This window comes from Pseudoalteromonas amylolytica (assembly GCF_001854605.1).
GTDB lineage: Bacteria > Pseudomonadota > Gammaproteobacteria > Enterobacterales > Alteromonadaceae > Pseudoalteromonas > Pseudoalteromonas amylolytica.
In genome coordinates, this window is sequence record NZ_MKJU01000005.1 from 30,918 (window position 1) to 48,669 (window position 17,752).

Sequence of the window (17,752 nt, forward strand, 5' to 3'; positions counted from 1 at the left end):
TGTTGGAATGCTGCCTTTTTTATGCCAAGTGAGCGTACGAACAGGCCATACCACGCCTGTGAGTTTTATAACTTCGGATACGCTATTCTGTCTGATAAGTATCCAACGCTTGTGGCGAAGTAGTATGAACGGTTCCAGTGCATCAATGCCTTGTAATTATCATACGCTAGGTACATTCGACCATTGATATCATCAGGCATTACAAGTGCGGCTGTCACGTCGACTTTCGGTAAATCCGTGCCATCAGCGCGACGTAAACCCAATGCTTGCCAATCAGCCAAGTTACGCTCTGACTTTTTCCAGTAACCAAGCCACTCTTTGCGGGTTTTTGTACCACGCTTAAGAATATATTTATTATCAAAATCATCTGGGAGCTTAACCTGTCTACCCCAAGTCAGATTGTCGTCCCAACCAGCCTGTTTTAGGTAGTTTGCGATTGAAGCAAACGCGTCAACCTCAGTTGTCCAAATATCCTTTCTACCATCTTTATCGTAATCAACCGCATATGAATTGAAAGAGGTTGGCATAAATTGAGTTTGCCCCATTGCCCCGGCCCAAGAGCCTTTAAAATCTTCAAGAGTAATATGACCGGCTTTTAAAATGTCTAGCGCAGCCCATAATTGGCGCTTGTACATAGCTTCACGACGGCCATCAAACGCCAACGTCACCAGCGCGCTGATAACAGGGTATCCACCTTGGATACGGCCGAAATTACTTTCCAGTCCCCATAGAGCAACAATAAAACGAGCTTGTACTCCATATTCGTTGGCAATTTTTTCTAGAATTTCTTTATGTTCTTTATATAGCTTACGCGCTTGATTTATTTTCCATTTTGGAACGCGTTTAGGTAGATAGGTTTCTAATGTTTCAACAACTTCAGGCTGGTTTTTATCATTGGTAATGACCTTCTTCTTAAACTTTGCTGTCGAAAATGCTTCGTCTATCAAAGCTTGATCATACCCTTTGGCTTGCGCTTCTACTTTTAACTCAGCGACGTATTTATCGAACTTCTCTTGTGTATTCGCCCAAACAGAGCTAGATAAGCACAATGCACTCACTAGCACAGTTAACTTTTTAATCACTGGACACTCCATTTTGTTTTTTAAATTGATCTAGAAGATTGTCTTCTGGTGGAGGAAGTTGTAAGTAAAATCCTTCACTGCTTAACTTGTCCTTAACCAAGGCAATATCTGCGATGCCTAGCTTATCTCTTTTTGATAAATCAAACATCATAACAAACTGTGGACGGCCAAACATGTCCATTAATGGTTCTGGCACTTTAGTAAAATCATCGCGCTTTTCTACATAAAGGTAGGTATCAGCTTTTTTTGAGCTTTTATATACAGCAGTGAGCATTATAACCCTATAAATTCTTGCTTATGTCTAAACGGCACTATACCATGACACTCATTGTATTTGGAAAGTTTTGCGACTTACAAACGTTTATAATACGGGGCCAAAATAACAATTACGCCCTAACAGACTCATTTTTTATTCCACATAAAAAGAATTGATCAGAGACTGTTTAAAGTATTAAGTATGCATTTTATAGAGCGCTTATGTCAGAACAAACATTTGAGTTAAAAGGGAACCTTTTTACCCTGTCTGTGTTGCACTTGTTCTCGGTTGACATCCAACAACTTAGCAAGGCACTAGACGAAAAAATATCTCAGGCACCCAATTTTTTTATCGGTGCACCGATAGTCATTAACCTCGCAAAATTACAGGATGCCGACGTTGACTTTGTAACGTTGAAACAAACACTGATTGACTTACAGCTCAATCCCGTGGGTGTCTGCAACGGAACCGAACAGCAAAATGAAGCAGCCAAAGCCGCCACATTATCTGTTTTAAACTACAGTAAAGATAATGCTAAGCCTATCGCTGACAAGACTAACAACGCTGAAGTGGTAAAAGTTGAAAAAGAAGTTTATTTACCGCCGCAAATCGTTCACGCCACCGTCCGTTCAGGTCAACAAATATATGCTAAAAATAGAGACTTGATAGTTATGGGTGCAGTAAGTCACGGTGCAGAAGTAATAGCGGATGGCAATATTCATATTTATGGTACTTTGAGAGGCCGAGCAATTGCTGGAGCTCAAGGATACGATGACGCAACAATTTATTGTCAGCGTCTTGAAGCAGAATTGGTTTCTGTAAATGGTAGCTACTGGATCAGTGATTCTTTGCAAGGAGAACATTGGGGACAGGCAGCACAAGTAAAACAAAAAAATGATTCATTAGAAATAACAGCTTTGGTCAAAGGATAAATCACATGGCAAAAATTATTGTCGTAACTTCAGGTAAAGGCGGTGTAGGCAAAACTACGTCTAGCGCAGCTATTGGTACTGGCCTTGCACTTAAAGGCTACAAAACAGCCATCATCGATTTTGATATTGGCCTTCGTAATCTTGACCTGATAATGGGGTGTGAACGCCGAGTCGTTTATGATTTTGTAAACGTTATCAATGGTGAAGCAAATTTAAATCAGGCGCTGATCAAAGATAAGCGCGTTGAGAAACTATACATACTTCCCGCATCGCAAACGCGAGATAAAGACGCACTGACCAAAGAAGGTGTTGAACGTGTTCTAGGCGAAATGAAAGACAACTTTGACTTCATCATCTGTGACTCACCAGCAGGTATCGAAGCCGGTGCAATGATGGCGCTTTACTTCGCGGATGAAGCGATTGTAACCACCAACCCTGAGGTGTCATCTGTTCGAGATTCAGACCGAATTTTAGGTATTTTGCAAAGTAAGTCAAAACGCGCTGAGATGGGGTTAGATCCGGTTAAAGAGCATTTATTGCTTACCCGTTACAACCCCGAGCGCGTTTTAAATGGTGAAATGCTATCAGTAGAAGACGTACAAGAGATCCTAGCAATCGACTTACTCGGTGTTATTCCAGAGTCGAAAGCGGTTTTAAATGCCTCTAACTCAGGCCAACCAGTTGTCCTCGATAGTGAGTCGGATGCAGGGCAAGCTTATAGCGATGCCATTAATCGTTTATTGGGTGAAATTATCGATTTTCGTTTTCTTGATGTCGAGAAAAAAGGTTTACTAAAACGGATTTTTGGAGGTTAACGTGTCTTTACTTGACTATTTTCGTTCGGAGAAGAAAAGTAGCGCATCGCTTGCCAAGGAGCGTTTGCAGATCATCGTTGCCCATGAGCGTTCAAAAAGAGGCACACCAGATTACTTGCCACAACTCAAGCAAGACATTCTTGATGTGATCCGTAAATATGTAAAAGTTGACTCTGATGCGGTAAACGTACAGTTTGAGCAAAATGAAGATGATTTAGCTGTTTTGGAGCTTAACGTCACATTACCTGATGACGATAAAGAATCGAAATAACCAGATGGTCATTTACAAAATCTACCTGCCGATGCTTCGTCGCTATCAGCAGGTAGATATTAGGTCTGACGGATTGTTCAATTAAACATTCCAATCTTTGAGTTCTTCCTTAACTAATTCATAGCGCCAAGGCTGCAACAAATCAGGTTTTAGCAAGCAAGCTCGCTCTTCTGCTGTTTTTTTCCAGTTCCAGCTGATCAATTGATTGATTTGCTTTTTGGAAGCTAATACATCGGCTGGTATAGCATTATTCTGAGCAATGTGTTTAATCTTCGTACTTAGCTCTTTTGCCGCTTTTTTATAGTTTGGATAATCGATTAAACGTAATAATTTTTGCGGACACTGTGGCTCTGATATCGATTTTCCTCTTTCTATACACGCTAAGATTTCTTTTCCTGAGCGGTTTACTTCCATCGCTTCGATACCTGGAACATTGCGCAAACCATTAAGCGAAGTTGGGCGACGTTTTGCAACCTCCACCATATTATGTTCTTTAAGCACAAAACTCAGTGCTAAGTTTTTCCTCTCTGCCTTGTTACGTCTCCAAGCTGCTAACTCTTTTAGTACCGCTAAATCTCGCGGCTTCAACTGCCAAGCATTTTTTACATCTAGGTAGACTTGATCATCAGGTACCATAAAAGCACGTTTCTTGGCGACCAATTCACTTTCAGCTATCACAACGTCAATCAAGCCGCTTTCACTCACTTGCTTGTAGATGAATTCAAAACATGGCATCAAATAAAATACATCTGATGCAGCATAGTCCAATTGCTTTTGAGTCAAAGGCCTTTGCAACCAATTGGTGCGAGACTCACTTTTGTCTATTTCAACTTCCAAAATAGTGTTAACCATATTGGCAAACCCAACACAATTGCCCTTCCCTAACACTTGAAGCGCAAACTGAGTATCAAAAATTGGGGATGGCACAAATCCGGCAAACTTTTGAAATACTTCAATATCTTCGGAAGGTGAATGCAATACTTTTAGTATATTTGGGTTTTTGAACACCTCCCACAACGCCCCTAAGTCCAACTCCAAAAGAGGGTCAATCAAAGCCAAGTGGTTTTGGGAAAATACCTGGATCAATGCAACTTCAGGGTACAAAGTTCGACGACGCATAAACTCCGTATCTAAAGCGACAACCTGGGCATTGGAGATACTATCGACAAACTTGTTTAGCTCATTTTGGGATTGAATAACTTGGTACTGCACTGCGTCTCCTAGACATATTTTTGTTATAAAAAAAGCCGGCTAATGCCGGCTATTCTTTATTCTTTTAAGGCCCTGCGTAGGATTTTACCAACGTTAGTTTTTGGCAGCTCATCTTTGAACTCCACCAACTTGGGTACCTTATAATTAGTCAGATTATCACGACAATGTTTAATTATATCCTTTTCCGTCAAAGAAGGGTCTTTTTTCACGACAAATACTTTAACTTGCTCACCACTGACATCGTGAGGAACGCCAACCGCAGCCACTTCTAACACGCCATCATGCATAGCAACAACTTCTTCCACCTCATTTGGGAAGACGTTAAAGCCTGAAACGATGATCATATCCTTTTTACGATCAACGATATAGAAGAACCCTTCTTCGTCATAGGTCGCAATATCACCCGTTGCGAACCAGCCGTCTTTCAAACATTCGGCAGTCGCATCTGGGCGATTATAATAGCCAGCCATAACTTGTGGACCCTTTACGCACAGCTCGCCCGCTTCACCTAACGCAGCTTCCTCGCCATTTTCCAACACGATTTTTAGTTCCGTGCTTGGTGCTGGCAATCCAATCGAGCCATTGTAACCATCTAAATCATAAGGGCAAATCGTAACCAATGGCGCGCACTCAGTTAGTCCATAGCCTTCCATTAGTTTGCTGCGTGTAACTTTTTGCCAACGCTCCGCAACTGGGCGTTGAACAGCCATGCCACCACCTAGTGACATTTTAAGGTGTGAAAAGTCTAATTGATCAAACCCTGGTGTGTTTAGCAGTCCATTAAACAATGTATTTACCCCAGTGATAGCGGTAAACGGGTATTTAGCTAGCTCCTTAACAAATGCAGGCATGTCACGTGGGTTAGTGATCAGGATATTGTGTCCACCGTACTTCATAAAGGTTAGGCAGTTCGCGGTCAGTGCAAAAATATGATACAGCGGAAGCGCCGTGATGACGATTTCTTTGCCGTTATCCAACACTTTGTCTAGGCAGCCTGATACTTGCTCAAGATTGCCGACCATATTGCCATGAGTAAGCATTGCGCCTTTTGATACACCGGTTGTACCACCAGTATATTGCAAAAAAGCCAGATCATTTAAATTCACATCTGGTACTTGATATGCGTTAGGATCTGCATTAACAACATCATTAAATGGAATCACCTGCGGTAAAGAAAACTCTGGCACCATCTTCTTAATGTGTTTAACAACGAAATTAACAAGGTGCTTTTTAACTCCCCCCATCATATCGCCTATCTCAGTTAACACAATGTGCTTAACTTGAGTTTTGGGCAATGCTTTTTCCAGCGTTTGTGCAAAATTAGCAAGGATGAAAATAGCTTTGGTTTCTGAGTCGTTAAGTTGATGTTCTAGCTCGCGTACCGTGTATAGCGGGTTAACATTAACAACCGTACATCCAGCACGTAAAATGCCTAAAATTGCTAGTGGTGTTTGCAGTAAGTTTGGCATCATTACTGCGACTTTATCACCTTTACCTAGTTTCAGTGTGTTCTGAAGATAGCTTGCTACAGCTTTAGTTTTTTCGTCAACTTGTTTATATGTGAGTGTCTTTCCCATGTTGCTGTATGCGGGTAAAGATGCGAACTCGGTAAAACTTTTGTCAAACAATTCAAGCAATGAGTTGTAATGCTCTGGGTCAATAGTTTCAGGCATACCCTCTGGGTAGCGCTTTAGCCAGATTTTCTCCACTCTTAGCTCCTGTGTTTTAGTTATTTTTTTGATACGTTACCTTAATCTATATAAGGCGCTTTAACAATTGAGCAAATACTCTAATCCGGTGATATTCCCACATTTAGTCGAAATATACAATTATGTTAATGTATTTCTATTCAGATGCTGTTCAATCAAACTAATACATTCTTGAGGATTGTCCATATGGCAATGATGTCCCCCTGAAACTTCTTCAACCCTTATCTGTTTGAACCCATCCATGAATTGCCCACAATTATCTTTAACAAAATCATAGCCCTTCTCACTGACAATCAATAGGCTAGGGGTAACCACTTCTTCTAGCACCGCTTTGGCATGCGCCAAAGAAAATCGCATTGCCGAAGCAGTCTTAAGTCTAGGATCAATCGTTAAGTAAAACCCACCTTCCACTTGTTGTGAGTTTCTTTGCATGAGAAGCGCAGCATCTTTTTGATTAAGGCTCCCTGCTTTACTTCTGGCATTGACCAGTGTTGCAAAGTTTGCATAAAGCCGTTTTTTAAATTTATCACTTGCTTGGCGCTGCTCAAAGGCCTGCAAAATTTGCTGTTTGACTTCTTGTTCTGGTGTACACACCAGCCCAAAGCCTTCTATCATAGTTAAACTTTTAACCCGTTGTGGATACAAAGATGAAAACAATCCACAGATCATTGCTCCCATAGAATGCCCAACCAAGTGGCAACGCTCTAACTCTAAAACATCAAGTATATTCAATAAGTCATAAACATAGTCTACGAAATAATAATGTGCATCAGCAGAGCGCCATTGCGATTTCCCATGCCCTTTTAGATCAATTGAAACCCATTGATATGAATCACTCGCTTTATCAAGCATGGGTGTAAAACTGTTGCTGTTATCAAGCCACCCATGAATACAAAGGACAACTTCACCTTTGTTGTTTGTGGTTTGAGCCGCCATCCCTATTCTGTGTAAGGCATCTATCGCATTTTTCATCCGAGTCACATAAATCTAATATTGTATTGCATACAAATACTTTATCATTACAACTTATAATACGTACAACATTGAGATAAAGATATCTGCTTCCATGTATCGATTAGTCAGCCATGCTCTGATGTAGCTGTCATTTTATCTCATTTGTAAATTTTTGAATTAGATCGTTGTATGATATTCAAGATAAACACGGGAATACAAAGGATATTTAAATGAAAAGATCACTCAGTGTGCTTGCCACAAGTATTGTTTTGAGTACCAATGCGTTTGCTGCATCAGCGCCAAAGAATATCATTTACATGATCGGTGATGGTATGGGCCCAACCTACACTACGGCATATCGCTATTATATGGATGATAAGAAAACCAAAGAGGTTGAGCCAACCGTATTTGATTCGATATTAGTAGGCATGGCTCACACATATCCAGATGATGATACGATTGTGACAGACAGCGCAGCCGGCGCAACAGCGCTAAGTACTGGTACAAAAAGTTACAACGGTGCTATAGCGGTAAATACTGAAAAAAAACCTTTAAAAACCATGCTAGAACTAGCAAAAAGTCAAGGTATGACAACGGCGCTTGTAGCAACTTCGCAAATTAATCACGCAACCCCAGCGAGTTTTGCTGCACATAACGAATCTCGTCGCAACTATGATGACATCGCTAATGATTATATTGATAACAAAATCTCCGGTAAGCTACCCGTCGACTTGATGCTAGGTGGCGGAACTAAGTATTTTATTCGTGAAGATAGAAACTTAGTTGAGGAATTTAAAGCCGCAGGTTACGCCTATAGCGACAATATTGATGAGCTTGCCAATATACAGTCCATTCCAGCTCTTGGGCTTTTCGCGCCTGTGGGTATGCCATTTGCGATTGACCAGCACCCTGACCGCTTAGAAAAAATGACTAGTAAAGCTCTGTCTTTACTAAACAATAAAAACAAGCAAGGCTTTTTTGTCATGGTAGAAGGCAGTCAAATCGATTGGTGTGGCCACGCTAACGATATAGCCTGTGCTATGCACGAAATGCACGATTTTGCCAATGCTATAAAAGTCGCAAAGCGCTACATTGACGAGAACCCAGATACATTACTTGTCGTTACCGCCGACCATTCAACAGGTGGTTTGACGCTGGGTGCTAACGGTCAATATCGCTGGGAAAGTGATGTAATTAAAGGTGTAAGTGCTTCCGCAGAAACCATTGCGAAGCAAATGTTAGCCAGTGATGATATTGCGCCAATTTGGAATACGTCAACAAAGTTACCTTTTGATAATCAAAACAAACTATTGCTTGAACAAGCTAAATCTCAAGGGGAAAAAGAACTCGCGCAAGCCATAAAGTCTATTATTAGCAAAGCGAGTTTCACAGGTTGGACAACCAGTGGGCACACGGCAATCGACGTGCAAGTATTTGCTTATGGTAAAGGTGCAAGCCAGTTCAATGGCTCTCAAAATAACACCCATATTGCGGACAAATTAATTTCATTTATTGAAAAGTAACCAATGATTAGAGGCGGTTACTCAAATCGTCTCTGATTTTGCTAACAGCTCAATTGCCTCATCGATTGGCATTGCTTGGTGGTATAAGAACCCCTGAACACAATCGATATTGGCAGCTTTTACTACTCGTTCTTCTTCCCTTGTTTCAACGCCTTCTGCAACAGTTTTAAAACCTAGCTGAGTACATAGCTGAGCTAAATGTTTATACAAGGTTTCTGATTTAAGGTTATTAGACTCAGGTAATAAACTTCTATCTAGTTTGATAGTGTCAATATTGAGCTTTGACAGTACTGACAAACAAGAATAGCCTGTGCCAAAGTCATCCATTGCACAGCGAATATGATGCCGCTTTAAGTGATTAACTACCTCTATAGTTGTAGCGAAATCCTCAATATAGCTAGACTCCAAGAGTTCAACTTCAACTTGTTCTTCAAAACGAGAAAATGCTTTCACAATCCGTTTATATCCGCCGTTTAGTAGGTTGTTGGGGGATATGTTAAAACTAACCTTTGGCGCATACCCGGCACTTGCAAACCGTTCAAGGTCAACTTCAAGCTGATCTATCACATAATTATCGATGACATCTAGTAAATTATGCTTTGCTAACGTGTCTAAAAACCACGGGCCTTGCACTGAGCCATCGCTATAGGTTAGTCTTAACAGTGCTTCAAACCCTATGATTTTATTCGTTTTTAGTGCTATTTTTGGCTGATAGTAAAGTGTTAACGCACCTTTATTCAACGCATCCGTCACCTGTTTTAAGCTGTGATGTTCTAGCTGCCTTTCACTATGGTGAATGGCAAACATACTTTCTGCTTTGTCTTCGATTTGGCGTCCAGCCGAATAGCGTTTTACTAGCATATCCAATGCCTTCCCTGACATGCTTTGACGTTGATAGATTTTAAGAAAAGGATAATATATAGTGGCATTCGCAAGCACTAACACCAACTGTAATAACAATGCGCTATAGCTTTGCGTTAATAACCACGCGTTGATAAAAATGGGCGTAAACCAAGGAACTGATTGGTCTGGTATTACTGTAATCACTCCCAATGACAAACAGTAGTAAGCAACAATAGCGTTCAACATAGGTGCCAATAAAAATGGCAATAGTATATATGGGTTAAATACAATAGGCAGCGCGTAGATCATAACCTCACTGATATTGAATACCGCCAGTGGCAAAGATATTTTTGCAATATGCTGCTCATGTCGAGCTTCTTTTAATAAAAAACTCGCAATGATAATCCCCCACACGCAGCCAGTGCCGCCAAGTAGAACAAAAACAGAGAAAAAGTGATAGTTTTCGACCGATGACCCCAAAAGGTAATGCGTAAAATGAGTAGGAGCTAAAATTTGATAGGTATTATCTCCATGTACGCCTAAAAACCATAACATATGTGAGCTTAGCAGCTGCATAAACAGCTTACCCAGAGCGCTCAACTCTACTTGCGCATTTGATAGGGTTTGCGCAAACCACGTGGCAGTATTGTCAATATATGGATATAACATCAGCGTGATAGTGGTGACTGCCATATAGGGAAAGATTAAATTAATATGTTTTCTTAGGAATAAACTAATAGAACTGACATTAACGATTCTAAATAATTTTATTTGCATTAAATAAGACAATAAATAATTGCAAAATATTGGCATAAACAAGGAATATAATACACCTTGTGTATGGTCAATATGAATACTGTTATTCTCAATATACATGTAACCCGTTGTGGCGGTAAAACAAGTTATTACCAAAATAGGCGCTGCAATAGTATGAACTTTCAAGTTTTTAGCTAAATGGTAAGAGAATGAGATCAAACTAAGTAAAGGAAACAGCCCCCACACAAGTTGATTAAACTGGTTCAAGTATTGGTGTTCAAAACCTTTTGCCGCTATATCAAGCCATTGATTTAAAAGTGTGATTAAAGAGGCAACAATAAAGAAAGGGATGAGTGCAATATACCCCTCTCGTAACGACAATATCATGGTGTTAGCAGATATCTTTACTGCTAGGCGGTTAAACTTGTTTAGTATTGAAGTAGACAAATACAAGACTCGTTTTTTTCTTTAAACAATACCTAGTTTTTTAAAGAATACAAATAGAAGATTTCAATAAGCCTTGAATAATTTTCATTCGTTCAGGCGTATACATTTACGCCTATTAAGCTTTCAATATCGCTGCGACGCTGCTGATTATTGATTGCCATATATGTGCCTATTGCCTTACTGGTCTTAAAATTTGGTTGGTCATATATCGTTGAGGTAAATTCATTTTGCAGTTTCTTTGCAAGCTCAATACCTTTCTCAGATGTTTTGACAAAGCTTACATTTTCGACTGGGTTCGGTACAGACTCAGCCTGCTCACGGGCTTTTTTTATTGCCGGCTTAAGCTGATACGTGTGCTGATTTTGTAAAATTAGTTGCGTCTTCATTGTCTGCACCGAATTAACGACTACTTTAAAAATATAAGATTATTCGCGACCTGGCAACTTTTTCCAAGTTACAGTATCTCTTACATAGTGCGGTTGTGCATCGGCAGCCTTTACGGTCAAGCCATGACTAAACGCAATATCACCAAGTTCAAGCATATAAAAGGCATCTGGTAACCTAATGTCATTGCTAACTACAAGGTTGCAAGGCCCTGCAATTTCAGGATACGCCTGCCAAGCGGTACCCACGGCATTGATAGCGGTGTCGTAATGTTTCACATCCTCTGGGGAGCATACAACTTCGTCCCCAAGTAAATTGATACAACCATCGCTTGCGAGTTCGTACTGAGCAAGATATATCTCCCCCATCCGAGCATCAATACCACTTATAACCTGTTCGACTTTCAGCTCACGCACAGCCTGTAGCGCCATTGCTTCTAGTGTTGACACACCCACTAGCGGTAAATCACACGAATAGGCCAATCCCTGCGCTATCGCTACGCTTATGCGAACGCCAGTAAAACTGCCTGGGCCGCGGCCGAATACAATGCCATCTAGGTCTTTTAATTGGCAGTTTGCTTTATCTAGCATCTGTTCAATCTGTGGGAGAATTTTTTGGCTATGCTGCTGCGGACATTCCTCAAAATAGCGATAGGTCTGTCCATTAAAGTACAGAGCCAAGCTCAAAGCTTCGGTTGATGCATCAATTGCTAACAAATTATGTTTCATATTATTTTATATTCTCAAGAAATGTCGTTGCGGTTTCCAGACTGCGTGTACGTTTCATCGCTGGTAAACTCTTTAAAAATGTCTGCCCGTATTTTCGCGTAACTAGCCTATTATCGCAAATGATCAGCACACCTTTGTCAGATTTATCACGGATCAGGCGACCAACACCTTGCTTTAAACTTATCACCGCTTGCGGCAGTTGGATGGTTGTAAAGGGCTCTTTGCCCTGCATTTCTGCATCAGCCATACGAGCTTGCAATAACGGATCATCTGGTGACGTAAAAGGCAACTTATCGATCATCACGCAACTGAGCGCATCGCCTCGTACATCAACACCCTCCCAAAATGACGCAGTGCCAAGCAACACCGCGTTACCATGTCTAACAAATTGCTCTAAGATAATGCGCTTTGACGACTGTCCTTGCATAAAGATAGGATACTCAAGTGCGGTACTGAGCCCTTCGTAAACCAGATGCATCACGCGATAACTGGTAAAAAGCAAAAAAGTCCTGCCTTTTGCGGCATCAATAACTTGCTTAGCTATTTTCACCAGAGTGTGGGGCATCAAATCATCACCACTTTCGGGCAGATAACGGGGCAAACACAATATGGCTTGATTTTGATAATCAAACGGGCTTGCGACAATACTTTGATGTTGAGGCTTTAAACCCAAACTCGCGTTGAAATGCGCAAGTGAATCATCTACTGATAGAGTCGCTGAGGTAAACACAAAGCTTGCTTTGGTTTTTGCAACAATTTCTTTAAACTTAGCCGAAACATCAAGGGGCGTTATGTGAATCGCAATGTACCTGCGAGACGTTTCGTACCAATAGCTATAGCCTGTTTGCGACACATCAAAAGCGCGCTCCATCTGTCCTTTAAACTTCAATACACGCTCAAAAGGGTGTTCTATTTTATCACTGCGATCTAAGCAAGTTTTCAAGACCTGATATAAAAAATCGAGATCACTTATCACTCGATGCAACGCATCGCATACCGGCTTATTTGCTAAAGCCGCTCGCCAATCGCCTCGACCACCATCAGCTCCAAACGATATCCGCAGGTCTGCAACACTGGTTTCTAACTTGTTTAGTGTTTTACCAAGTTGCAGCATATCAGGTATATCTGATCTGTAAATGAGACGAATGTCATTGATAAGGTCACCAAGTTGTTTTGTACTAAATGACTCTCCGAAGTAATCGCTGGCTATCTGTGGCAACTGATGCGCTTCATCAAACACATAGTTATCCGCCGTTGGCATCAGCTCAGCAAAACCCGAGTCCTTGACCGCCATGTCAGCAAAAAAAAGATGGTGATTTATCACCACTAAATCGGCTTCCATCGCTTTTATTCGCGCTTTTCGAATATAACAACTGTCAAAATCTGGGCATTCTTTGCCCAAACAGTTATCCGCTGTAGAATTGACATACGGCAGAACTTTCGCATCTTCCTCGATGCCAACACAATCGGCTAAATCCCCACTGTCAGTTTCAGTAGCAAACTTAGCGACCATTGCTAGCTGATGCATGATATCTGGGTCGTCACTTGGTACATGTGCCACATGCTGAGATAATCGGTAGGTACACAGATAATTCGCTCGCCCTTTGAGCAAAGCCGTTGTCTTTGCAGCTTTCAACGCTTTTTGTAAGGTAGGCAGGTCACGGTGATAAAGTTGCTCTTGCAACGCTTTTGACCCTGTCGAAATGATTGACTTTTGTTTACTTAACAGTAAAGGCGCTAAATAAGCAAACGTTTTGCCCGTACCTGTTCCAGCTTCAACAACACATTGACCATTGTTCGCAATGGTTTTTTCTATTGCCTGAGCCATTTCAATTTGCGGTTGCCTTGGCGTGTAGCCACTGAACTGCTGAGCAAGTGGACCTTGTTCAGAAAAAACGTGTTGAATAGACAAGATAAAGATTAATTATTGAATTTGCCACGATTGTAAAGAGTAAACACACTAAGGGCAAGCTGCCAAACTTTTTCAATGTTTGTAACTCATGCCCAAGTGTCTAAATGCTTCTCGTCATCGTCTTCTTGCTCATTCTTTTTGGCGCTTTTACCTTGCTCTGTCAACTCTTGCTCTTTTTGCTTTTTGCGTTGCTCTTGTAGAGCAGCTTTGCGCAGCTTCACTTTTTCAATCGCGCCATCTTTCACGCCCGCTATATAAAACATTGGCTTATGATCTACTTCTAAGCGAACGATGTTCCTTAGAAACGGTGTAAATACATCCATAACAAGTTACCTCGCCATCTAAAATCTACCTATATTATCGGCAGTTATAAGATATGCTTTAGCAACGTGTAAAAAGTGCTTGCACTGTGTTCTATTTTTGTGGTTTGCTAATAGCACAATTTAAGCATAACTAATTTTTTAAGAGTTAACCATGTTCAATACACTGACAGCCGTACATCATCACCATCATTCAACGGGATAACCTGTCAGGTATTTCGCTGGTGGGTTATTCCCAAAAGGAACCTCCGGCGAGTCACACACAAAGTAATTTATTTTCGCCCCGAGGTTCCGCCTCGGGGTTTTTAGTTTTAAATATTAGGAAAATAAATTATGAATAACAACAGATTACGTATCGCAATTCAAAAGTCTGGACGCCTTTCTAAAGACTGCCAAGATTTACTTAAGCAGCTAGGTGTTAAACTCAACCTTCGTGAACAACGCCTTATTGCGCACTCCACTAACATGCCTATCGACATACTTCGTGTACGTGATGACGACATCCCCGGCTTGGTCATGGATGGCGTATGTGATTTAGGTATCGTGGGTGAAAACGTGTTGGTAGAAGCACAGGCTGAACGTTCTGGTGGCACTCAAAACGCCGAAGTTATTAAACTATCAAAATTAGATTTTGGCTATTGCCGCTTAGCGCTTGCGTGGCCTCAAGAGTTGGGTCCTCAAGACAAGTCATGGTTCGAAGGTAAACGCATTGCCACCACCTACCCTGAAATTTTAAAGCAATATTTACAACGCGAGAACATTAATGCCAGCGTGGTCATGCTAACTGGCTCTGTCGAAGTTGCTCCTCGTGCTGGTTTAGCCGACGCCATTTGTGATTTAGTCTCAACAGGTGCCACTTTAGAAGCCAACGGCTTAATGCAAGGTGACACAATCTTAGAATCAAATGCGTGTTTAATTCAAAACCCTAACCTAAGCGACAACAATAAGTTAGCCCTGATTGAAAAACTTATGCCGCGCTTAAAAGGTGTTAAACAAGCTAAAGAAAGCAAATACATCATGCTACACGCGCCAAAAAACAAGCTCGATGAAATTTGTGAATTACTACCAGGCACAGGACAACCCACATTACTCGCGCTAGCTGGTAGCGACGAATATGTTGCCTTACACATGGTTAGCACCGAAACCTTGTTCTGGGAAACGATGGAAGAGCTCAAAGCGCTAGGCGCAAACTCTATCCTAGTTATGCCAATTGAAAAAATGATGGAGTAATATCGTGATCCGTTGGAATGAGGTCAGTCAACAAACGCAACAAGCGCTACTTACACGCCCTGCTGTGAATGCGAGTGAAGCAGTTGAAACAAGCGTGCTGGAAATAATTGACGAAGTGAAAACATGTGGTGATCAGGCATTGCTTAAATATGCTCAGCTATTCGATAAACGCACTAACGCGCGTCTTCGCACACCGATGCAGGAAATAGCAGATAGCGAGAAGCAACTAACGAGCAAACTGAAAGCGGCCATCGATCAAGCATACAGCAACATTAAAGCGTTTCACCATGCTCAATTACCGCAAGACATTAAACTACAGACAACAACAGGCGTTGAGTGCGAACTAAAATACCAAGCAATCGACGCAGTTGGGTTATATGTACCAGGCGGTAGCGCCCCGCTGCCTTCTTCGGTGCTAATGCAAGGTGTATGTGCACAATTGTGTGGTGCGAAAACCATCGTTTTAGCAACCCCTGTTAATGGTGATAACGCCATTAACCCAGCTATTTTGTATGCCGCCAAACTGTGTGGTATTTCCATCATCGTTGAAAGTGGTGGTGCAGGCGCTATCGCCGCAATGGCGTTGGGCACCGAAAGCGTACCAAAAGTAAACAAAGTATTTGGTCCTGGCAATAGCTATGTAACTATGGCGAAACAAATTCTCAGCCAAACACAAACAGGTTTTGCTATTGATATGCCAGCAGGTCCATCTGAGGTATTAGTCATTGCCGATGAGCGTGCGAACCCAAATTTTATTGCCGCTGATTTGCTCTCTCAAGCTGAGCATGGCGCTGACTCGCAAGTCATCTTACTGACCAACAGTGCGCAAATAATTGAACAAACAAAAGCTGCCATTGATAAACAGTTACAAAATTTAAGTCGCCGAAGTATTGCAGCGGCGGCACTACAAAATAGCGCACTCATTTTAGTTGAGTCAGTTGAGCAGGCTTTTGAAGTCTCGGCCCAATACGGACCAGAGCACCTAATTTTACAACTGGCAGATGCAGCGCCATTCATGTCTTTAGTAAAAAATGCAGGGTCTGTTTTTGTTGGTGATTACACACCTGAATCAGCAGGAGACTATGCCTCAGGTACCAATCACGTGTTGCCAACTTACGGTTACTCAAAGGTGTATTCAAGTCTTAATCTATTAGATTTTTATAGAACCTATACCGTACAAAGTATTACCCCACAAGGGCTTAGAAACCTCAGTAGCGCAATCTTACCTTTAGCCAACGCTGAAGGGCTGGATGCACACGCAAACGCCGTGAAGGTTCGTTTGGAGACAATACAAAATGACTAAGCAAACATTTCCTAATAGCCTGCTACCAAAGAACATAAATGCCTTAGCTGCATACAGTTCAGCGAAAAGCCAAAAGCTTACAGGCTCAACTTGGCTTAATGCCAATGAAAGTCCGTATTCAAAAACCATCGAGCTGAGCTTGTCTGATCTTAATCGCTATCCAGACCCACAGCCTGAATCTGTGATCCAAGCCTATGCACAATATGCTCAACTAGACAAAGATCAAGTCGTTATGACCAGAGGCGCTGACGAAGGCATCGAGTTGCTGGTGAGAACCTATTGTAAAAGTGGTGAAGACAGTATCGCGTTATTCTTGCCCACTTATGGCATGTATAAAGTAACCGCAGATAGTCACAATGTGACAATCAATGCGTTAACCCAAGACCTGCTACTACAAGGCAGCAGCGAACAAATCGTTACCGCTGTGGGTAACAGTAAACTGGTGTTTATTTGTAACCCAAACAACCCGACAGGCAGTACTACTGAACTTAGTAAAATATCAGCTATTGCCAAGGCGCTAGAAAACAAAGCAATCGTCGTAGTAGATGAAGCCTACATAGAGTTCTGCCCTGAACAAACAGCATCCTCTTTACTCCAAGACTTCGACAATATCGTAGTGCTGCGTACCTTATCCAAGGCGTTTGCACTGGCAGGCCTCAGAACAGGTTTCATGCTTGCCAATACCAAGCTGCTCGCCCCTATTCGTAAAGTGATTGCGCCCTATCCTGTATCTCGTGTGGTTGCCAAAATTGCTGAACAGGCGCTTCAAGCGGATGCAATCACACAAATGCGCCGCCAAGTGACCATTTTAAACCGCGCTAAAACCACTTTGGTGCAATGGCTCAAAGAATGCTCGGCAGTGGATAAAGTACTTGATGGACAAGGTAACTTTGTCACCGTACAGCTTTCCAACAAAGCAGATATAGACAAAGCAATGCAAAGTGGGCTGATCATGCGACCATTTACCCTGTACGAGCAAGATAACTGGTTACGAATCTCCATCGGCAATGAGCAAGAACTAGAACAAGTAAAGAATTGGCTTGATGCGTTAAACGCACAGCAGTAGAGGATCAGA

17 protein-coding genes are annotated in these 17,752 nt (G+C 41.7%); 7 read left to right on the top strand and 10 right to left on the bottom strand.

Annotated features, from left to right (window positions below; all coding sequences use genetic code 11):
- Positions 1-65: 65 nt before the first annotated feature.
- Positions 66-1,082, bottom strand: coding sequence for a lytic murein transglycosylase (locus tag BET10_RS00815; protein ID WP_070982927.1), 1,017 nt, complete (start codon positions 1,080-1,082; stop codon positions 66-68).
- Positions 1,075-1,356, bottom strand: a complete 282-nt coding sequence (locus tag BET10_RS00820) for a YcgL domain-containing protein (protein ID WP_070982928.1) — start codon at positions 1,354-1,356, stop codon at positions 1,075-1,077. The genes BET10_RS00815 and BET10_RS00820 overlap by 8 nt, the downstream gene beginning before the upstream one ends.
- A gap of 203 nt (positions 1,357-1,559) precedes the next feature.
- On the opposite strand from BET10_RS00820, the gene minC reads away from it, so the two are divergent.
- Genes minC through minE form a run of 3 tightly spaced genes read left to right on the top strand, consistent with a single transcriptional unit; the run spans position 1,560 to position 3,356 of the window.
- The gene (minC, locus tag BET10_RS00825; protein WP_070982929.1) at positions 1,560-2,270 is read left to right on the top strand and encodes a septum site-determining protein MinC; all 711 of its coding nucleotides are present in this window, start codon (positions 1,560-1,562) and stop codon (positions 2,268-2,270) included.
- A gap of 5 nt (positions 2,271-2,275) precedes the next feature.
- On the top strand, positions 2,276-3,085 hold the full coding sequence (gene minD / locus BET10_RS00830; protein ID WP_070982930.1) for a septum site-determining protein MinD: 810 nt from the start codon (positions 2,276-2,278) through the stop codon (positions 3,083-3,085).
- A 1-nt stretch (position 3,086) separates the two neighbouring features.
- Positions 3,087-3,356 carry a cell division topological specificity factor MinE gene (gene minE, locus BET10_RS00835; protein WP_070982931.1) on the top strand — a complete coding sequence of 90 codons (270 nt, stop codon included), beginning with the start codon at positions 3,087-3,089 and terminating at the stop codon, positions 3,354-3,356.
- A gap of 81 nt (positions 3,357-3,437) precedes the next feature.
- Here the strand turns inward: minE and rnd are convergent, their stop codons facing one another.
- From rnd to BET10_RS00850, 3 genes are all read right to left on the bottom strand, one after another.
- Positions 3,438-4,568: a ribonuclease D gene (rnd, locus tag BET10_RS00840; RefSeq protein WP_070982932.1), complete on the bottom strand. Its 1,131-nt coding sequence runs from the start codon at positions 4,566-4,568 to the stop codon at positions 3,438-3,440.
- A gap of 56 nt (positions 4,569-4,624) precedes the next feature.
- A complete protein-coding gene (fadD, locus tag BET10_RS00845; protein ID WP_070982933.1) occupies positions 4,625-6,277 on the bottom strand; it encodes a long-chain-fatty-acid--CoA ligase FadD in 1,653 nt (550 codons plus the stop codon).
- 120 nt (positions 6,278-6,397) lie between these two features.
- Positions 6,398-7,249 (bottom strand): alpha/beta fold hydrolase, encoded by an 852-nt coding sequence (locus BET10_RS00850; RefSeq protein ID WP_070982934.1) that lies wholly within the window; start codon positions 7,247-7,249, stop codon positions 6,398-6,400.
- Positions 7,250-7,461: 212 nt separating this feature from the next.
- Here BET10_RS00850 and BET10_RS00855 point away from each other — a divergent pair, with 212 nt between their 5' ends.
- On the top strand, positions 7,462-8,754 hold the full coding sequence (locus tag BET10_RS00855) for an alkaline phosphatase (RefSeq protein WP_070982935.1): 1,293 nt from the start codon (positions 7,462-7,464) through the stop codon (positions 8,752-8,754).
- 21 nt (positions 8,755-8,775) lie between these two features.
- Here BET10_RS00855 and BET10_RS00860 read toward each other — a convergent pair whose 3' ends face one another.
- From BET10_RS00860 to BET10_RS00880, 5 genes are all read right to left on the bottom strand, one after another.
- Positions 8,776-10,800: an EAL domain-containing protein gene (locus BET10_RS00860; RefSeq protein WP_070983093.1), complete on the bottom strand. Its 2,025-nt coding sequence runs from the start codon at positions 10,798-10,800 to the stop codon at positions 8,776-8,778.
- A gap of 92 nt (positions 10,801-10,892) precedes the next feature.
- Complete coding sequence (locus tag BET10_RS00865; protein ID WP_070982936.1) at positions 10,893-11,186, bottom strand: hypothetical protein; 294 nt, start codon at positions 11,184-11,186, stop codon at positions 10,893-10,895.
- A 39-nt stretch (positions 11,187-11,225) separates the two neighbouring features.
- Positions 11,226-11,912 (bottom strand): tRNA (adenosine(37)-N6)-threonylcarbamoyltransferase complex dimerization subunit type 1 TsaB, encoded by a 687-nt coding sequence (gene tsaB, locus BET10_RS00870; protein WP_070982937.1) that lies wholly within the window; start codon positions 11,910-11,912, stop codon positions 11,226-11,228.
- A gap of 1 nt (position 11,913) precedes the next feature.
- Positions 11,914-13,824, bottom strand: coding sequence for a DNA repair helicase YoaA (locus BET10_RS00875; RefSeq protein ID WP_070982938.1), 1,911 nt, complete (start codon positions 13,822-13,824; stop codon positions 11,914-11,916).
- An 86-nt stretch (positions 13,825-13,910) separates the two neighbouring features.
- Positions 13,911-14,147, bottom strand: coding sequence for a hypothetical protein (locus BET10_RS00880; protein WP_070982939.1), 237 nt, complete (start codon positions 14,145-14,147; stop codon positions 13,911-13,913).
- Positions 14,148-14,474: 327 nt separating this feature from the next.
- Between BET10_RS00880 and hisG the strand changes: the two genes are divergently transcribed.
- From hisG to hisC, 3 genes are read left to right on the top strand one after another with little or no spacing between them, the layout of a single operon-like run.
- Complete coding sequence (gene hisG, locus BET10_RS00885) at positions 14,475-15,374, top strand: ATP phosphoribosyltransferase (RefSeq protein ID WP_083330381.1); 900 nt, start codon at positions 14,475-14,477, stop codon at positions 15,372-15,374.
- Positions 15,375-15,378: 4 nt separating this feature from the next.
- Positions 15,379-16,677: a histidinol dehydrogenase gene (hisD, locus tag BET10_RS00890; protein ID WP_070982941.1), complete on the top strand. Its 1,299-nt coding sequence runs from the start codon at positions 15,379-15,381 to the stop codon at positions 16,675-16,677.
- Positions 16,670-17,743 carry a histidinol-phosphate transaminase gene (gene hisC, locus BET10_RS00895; protein WP_070982942.1) on the top strand — a complete coding sequence of 358 codons (1,074 nt, stop codon included), beginning with the start codon at positions 16,670-16,672 and terminating at the stop codon, positions 17,741-17,743. Before hisD ends, hisC begins: the two co-directional genes overlap by 8 nt.
- Positions 17,744-17,752: the final 9 nt, after the last annotated feature.

Excerpts from the sequence above, each read along its gene's own strand:
- BET10_RS00820 (WP_070982928.1), bottom strand. The coding sequence starts at position 1,356 with ATGCTCACTGCTGTATATAAAAGCTCAAAAAAAGCTGATACCTACCTT.
- minC (WP_070982929.1), top strand. The coding sequence starts at position 1,560 with ATGTCAGAACAAACATTTGAGTTAAAAGGGAACCTTTTTACCCTGTCT.
- minD (WP_070982930.1), top strand. The coding sequence starts at position 2,276 with ATGGCAAAAATTATTGTCGTAACTTCAGGTAAAGGCGGTGTAGGCAAA.
- BET10_RS00850 (WP_070982934.1), bottom strand. The coding sequence starts at position 7,249 with ATGAAAAATGCGATAGATGCCTTACACAGAATAGGGATGGCGGCTCAA.
- BET10_RS00855 (WP_070982935.1), top strand. The coding sequence starts at position 7,462 with ATGAAAAGATCACTCAGTGTGCTTGCCACAAGTATTGTTTTGAGTACC.
- BET10_RS00865 (WP_070982936.1), bottom strand. The coding sequence starts at position 11,186 with ATGAAGACGCAACTAATTTTACAAAATCAGCACACGTATCAGCTTAAG.
- tsaB (WP_070982937.1), bottom strand. The coding sequence starts at position 11,912 with ATGAAACATAATTTGTTAGCAATTGATGCATCAACCGAAGCTTTGAGC.
- BET10_RS00880 (WP_070982939.1), bottom strand. The coding sequence starts at position 14,147 with ATGGATGTATTTACACCGTTTCTAAGGAACATCGTTCGCTTAGAAGTA.
- hisC (WP_070982942.1), top strand. The coding sequence starts at position 16,670 with ATGACTAAGCAAACATTTCCTAATAGCCTGCTACCAAAGAACATAAAT.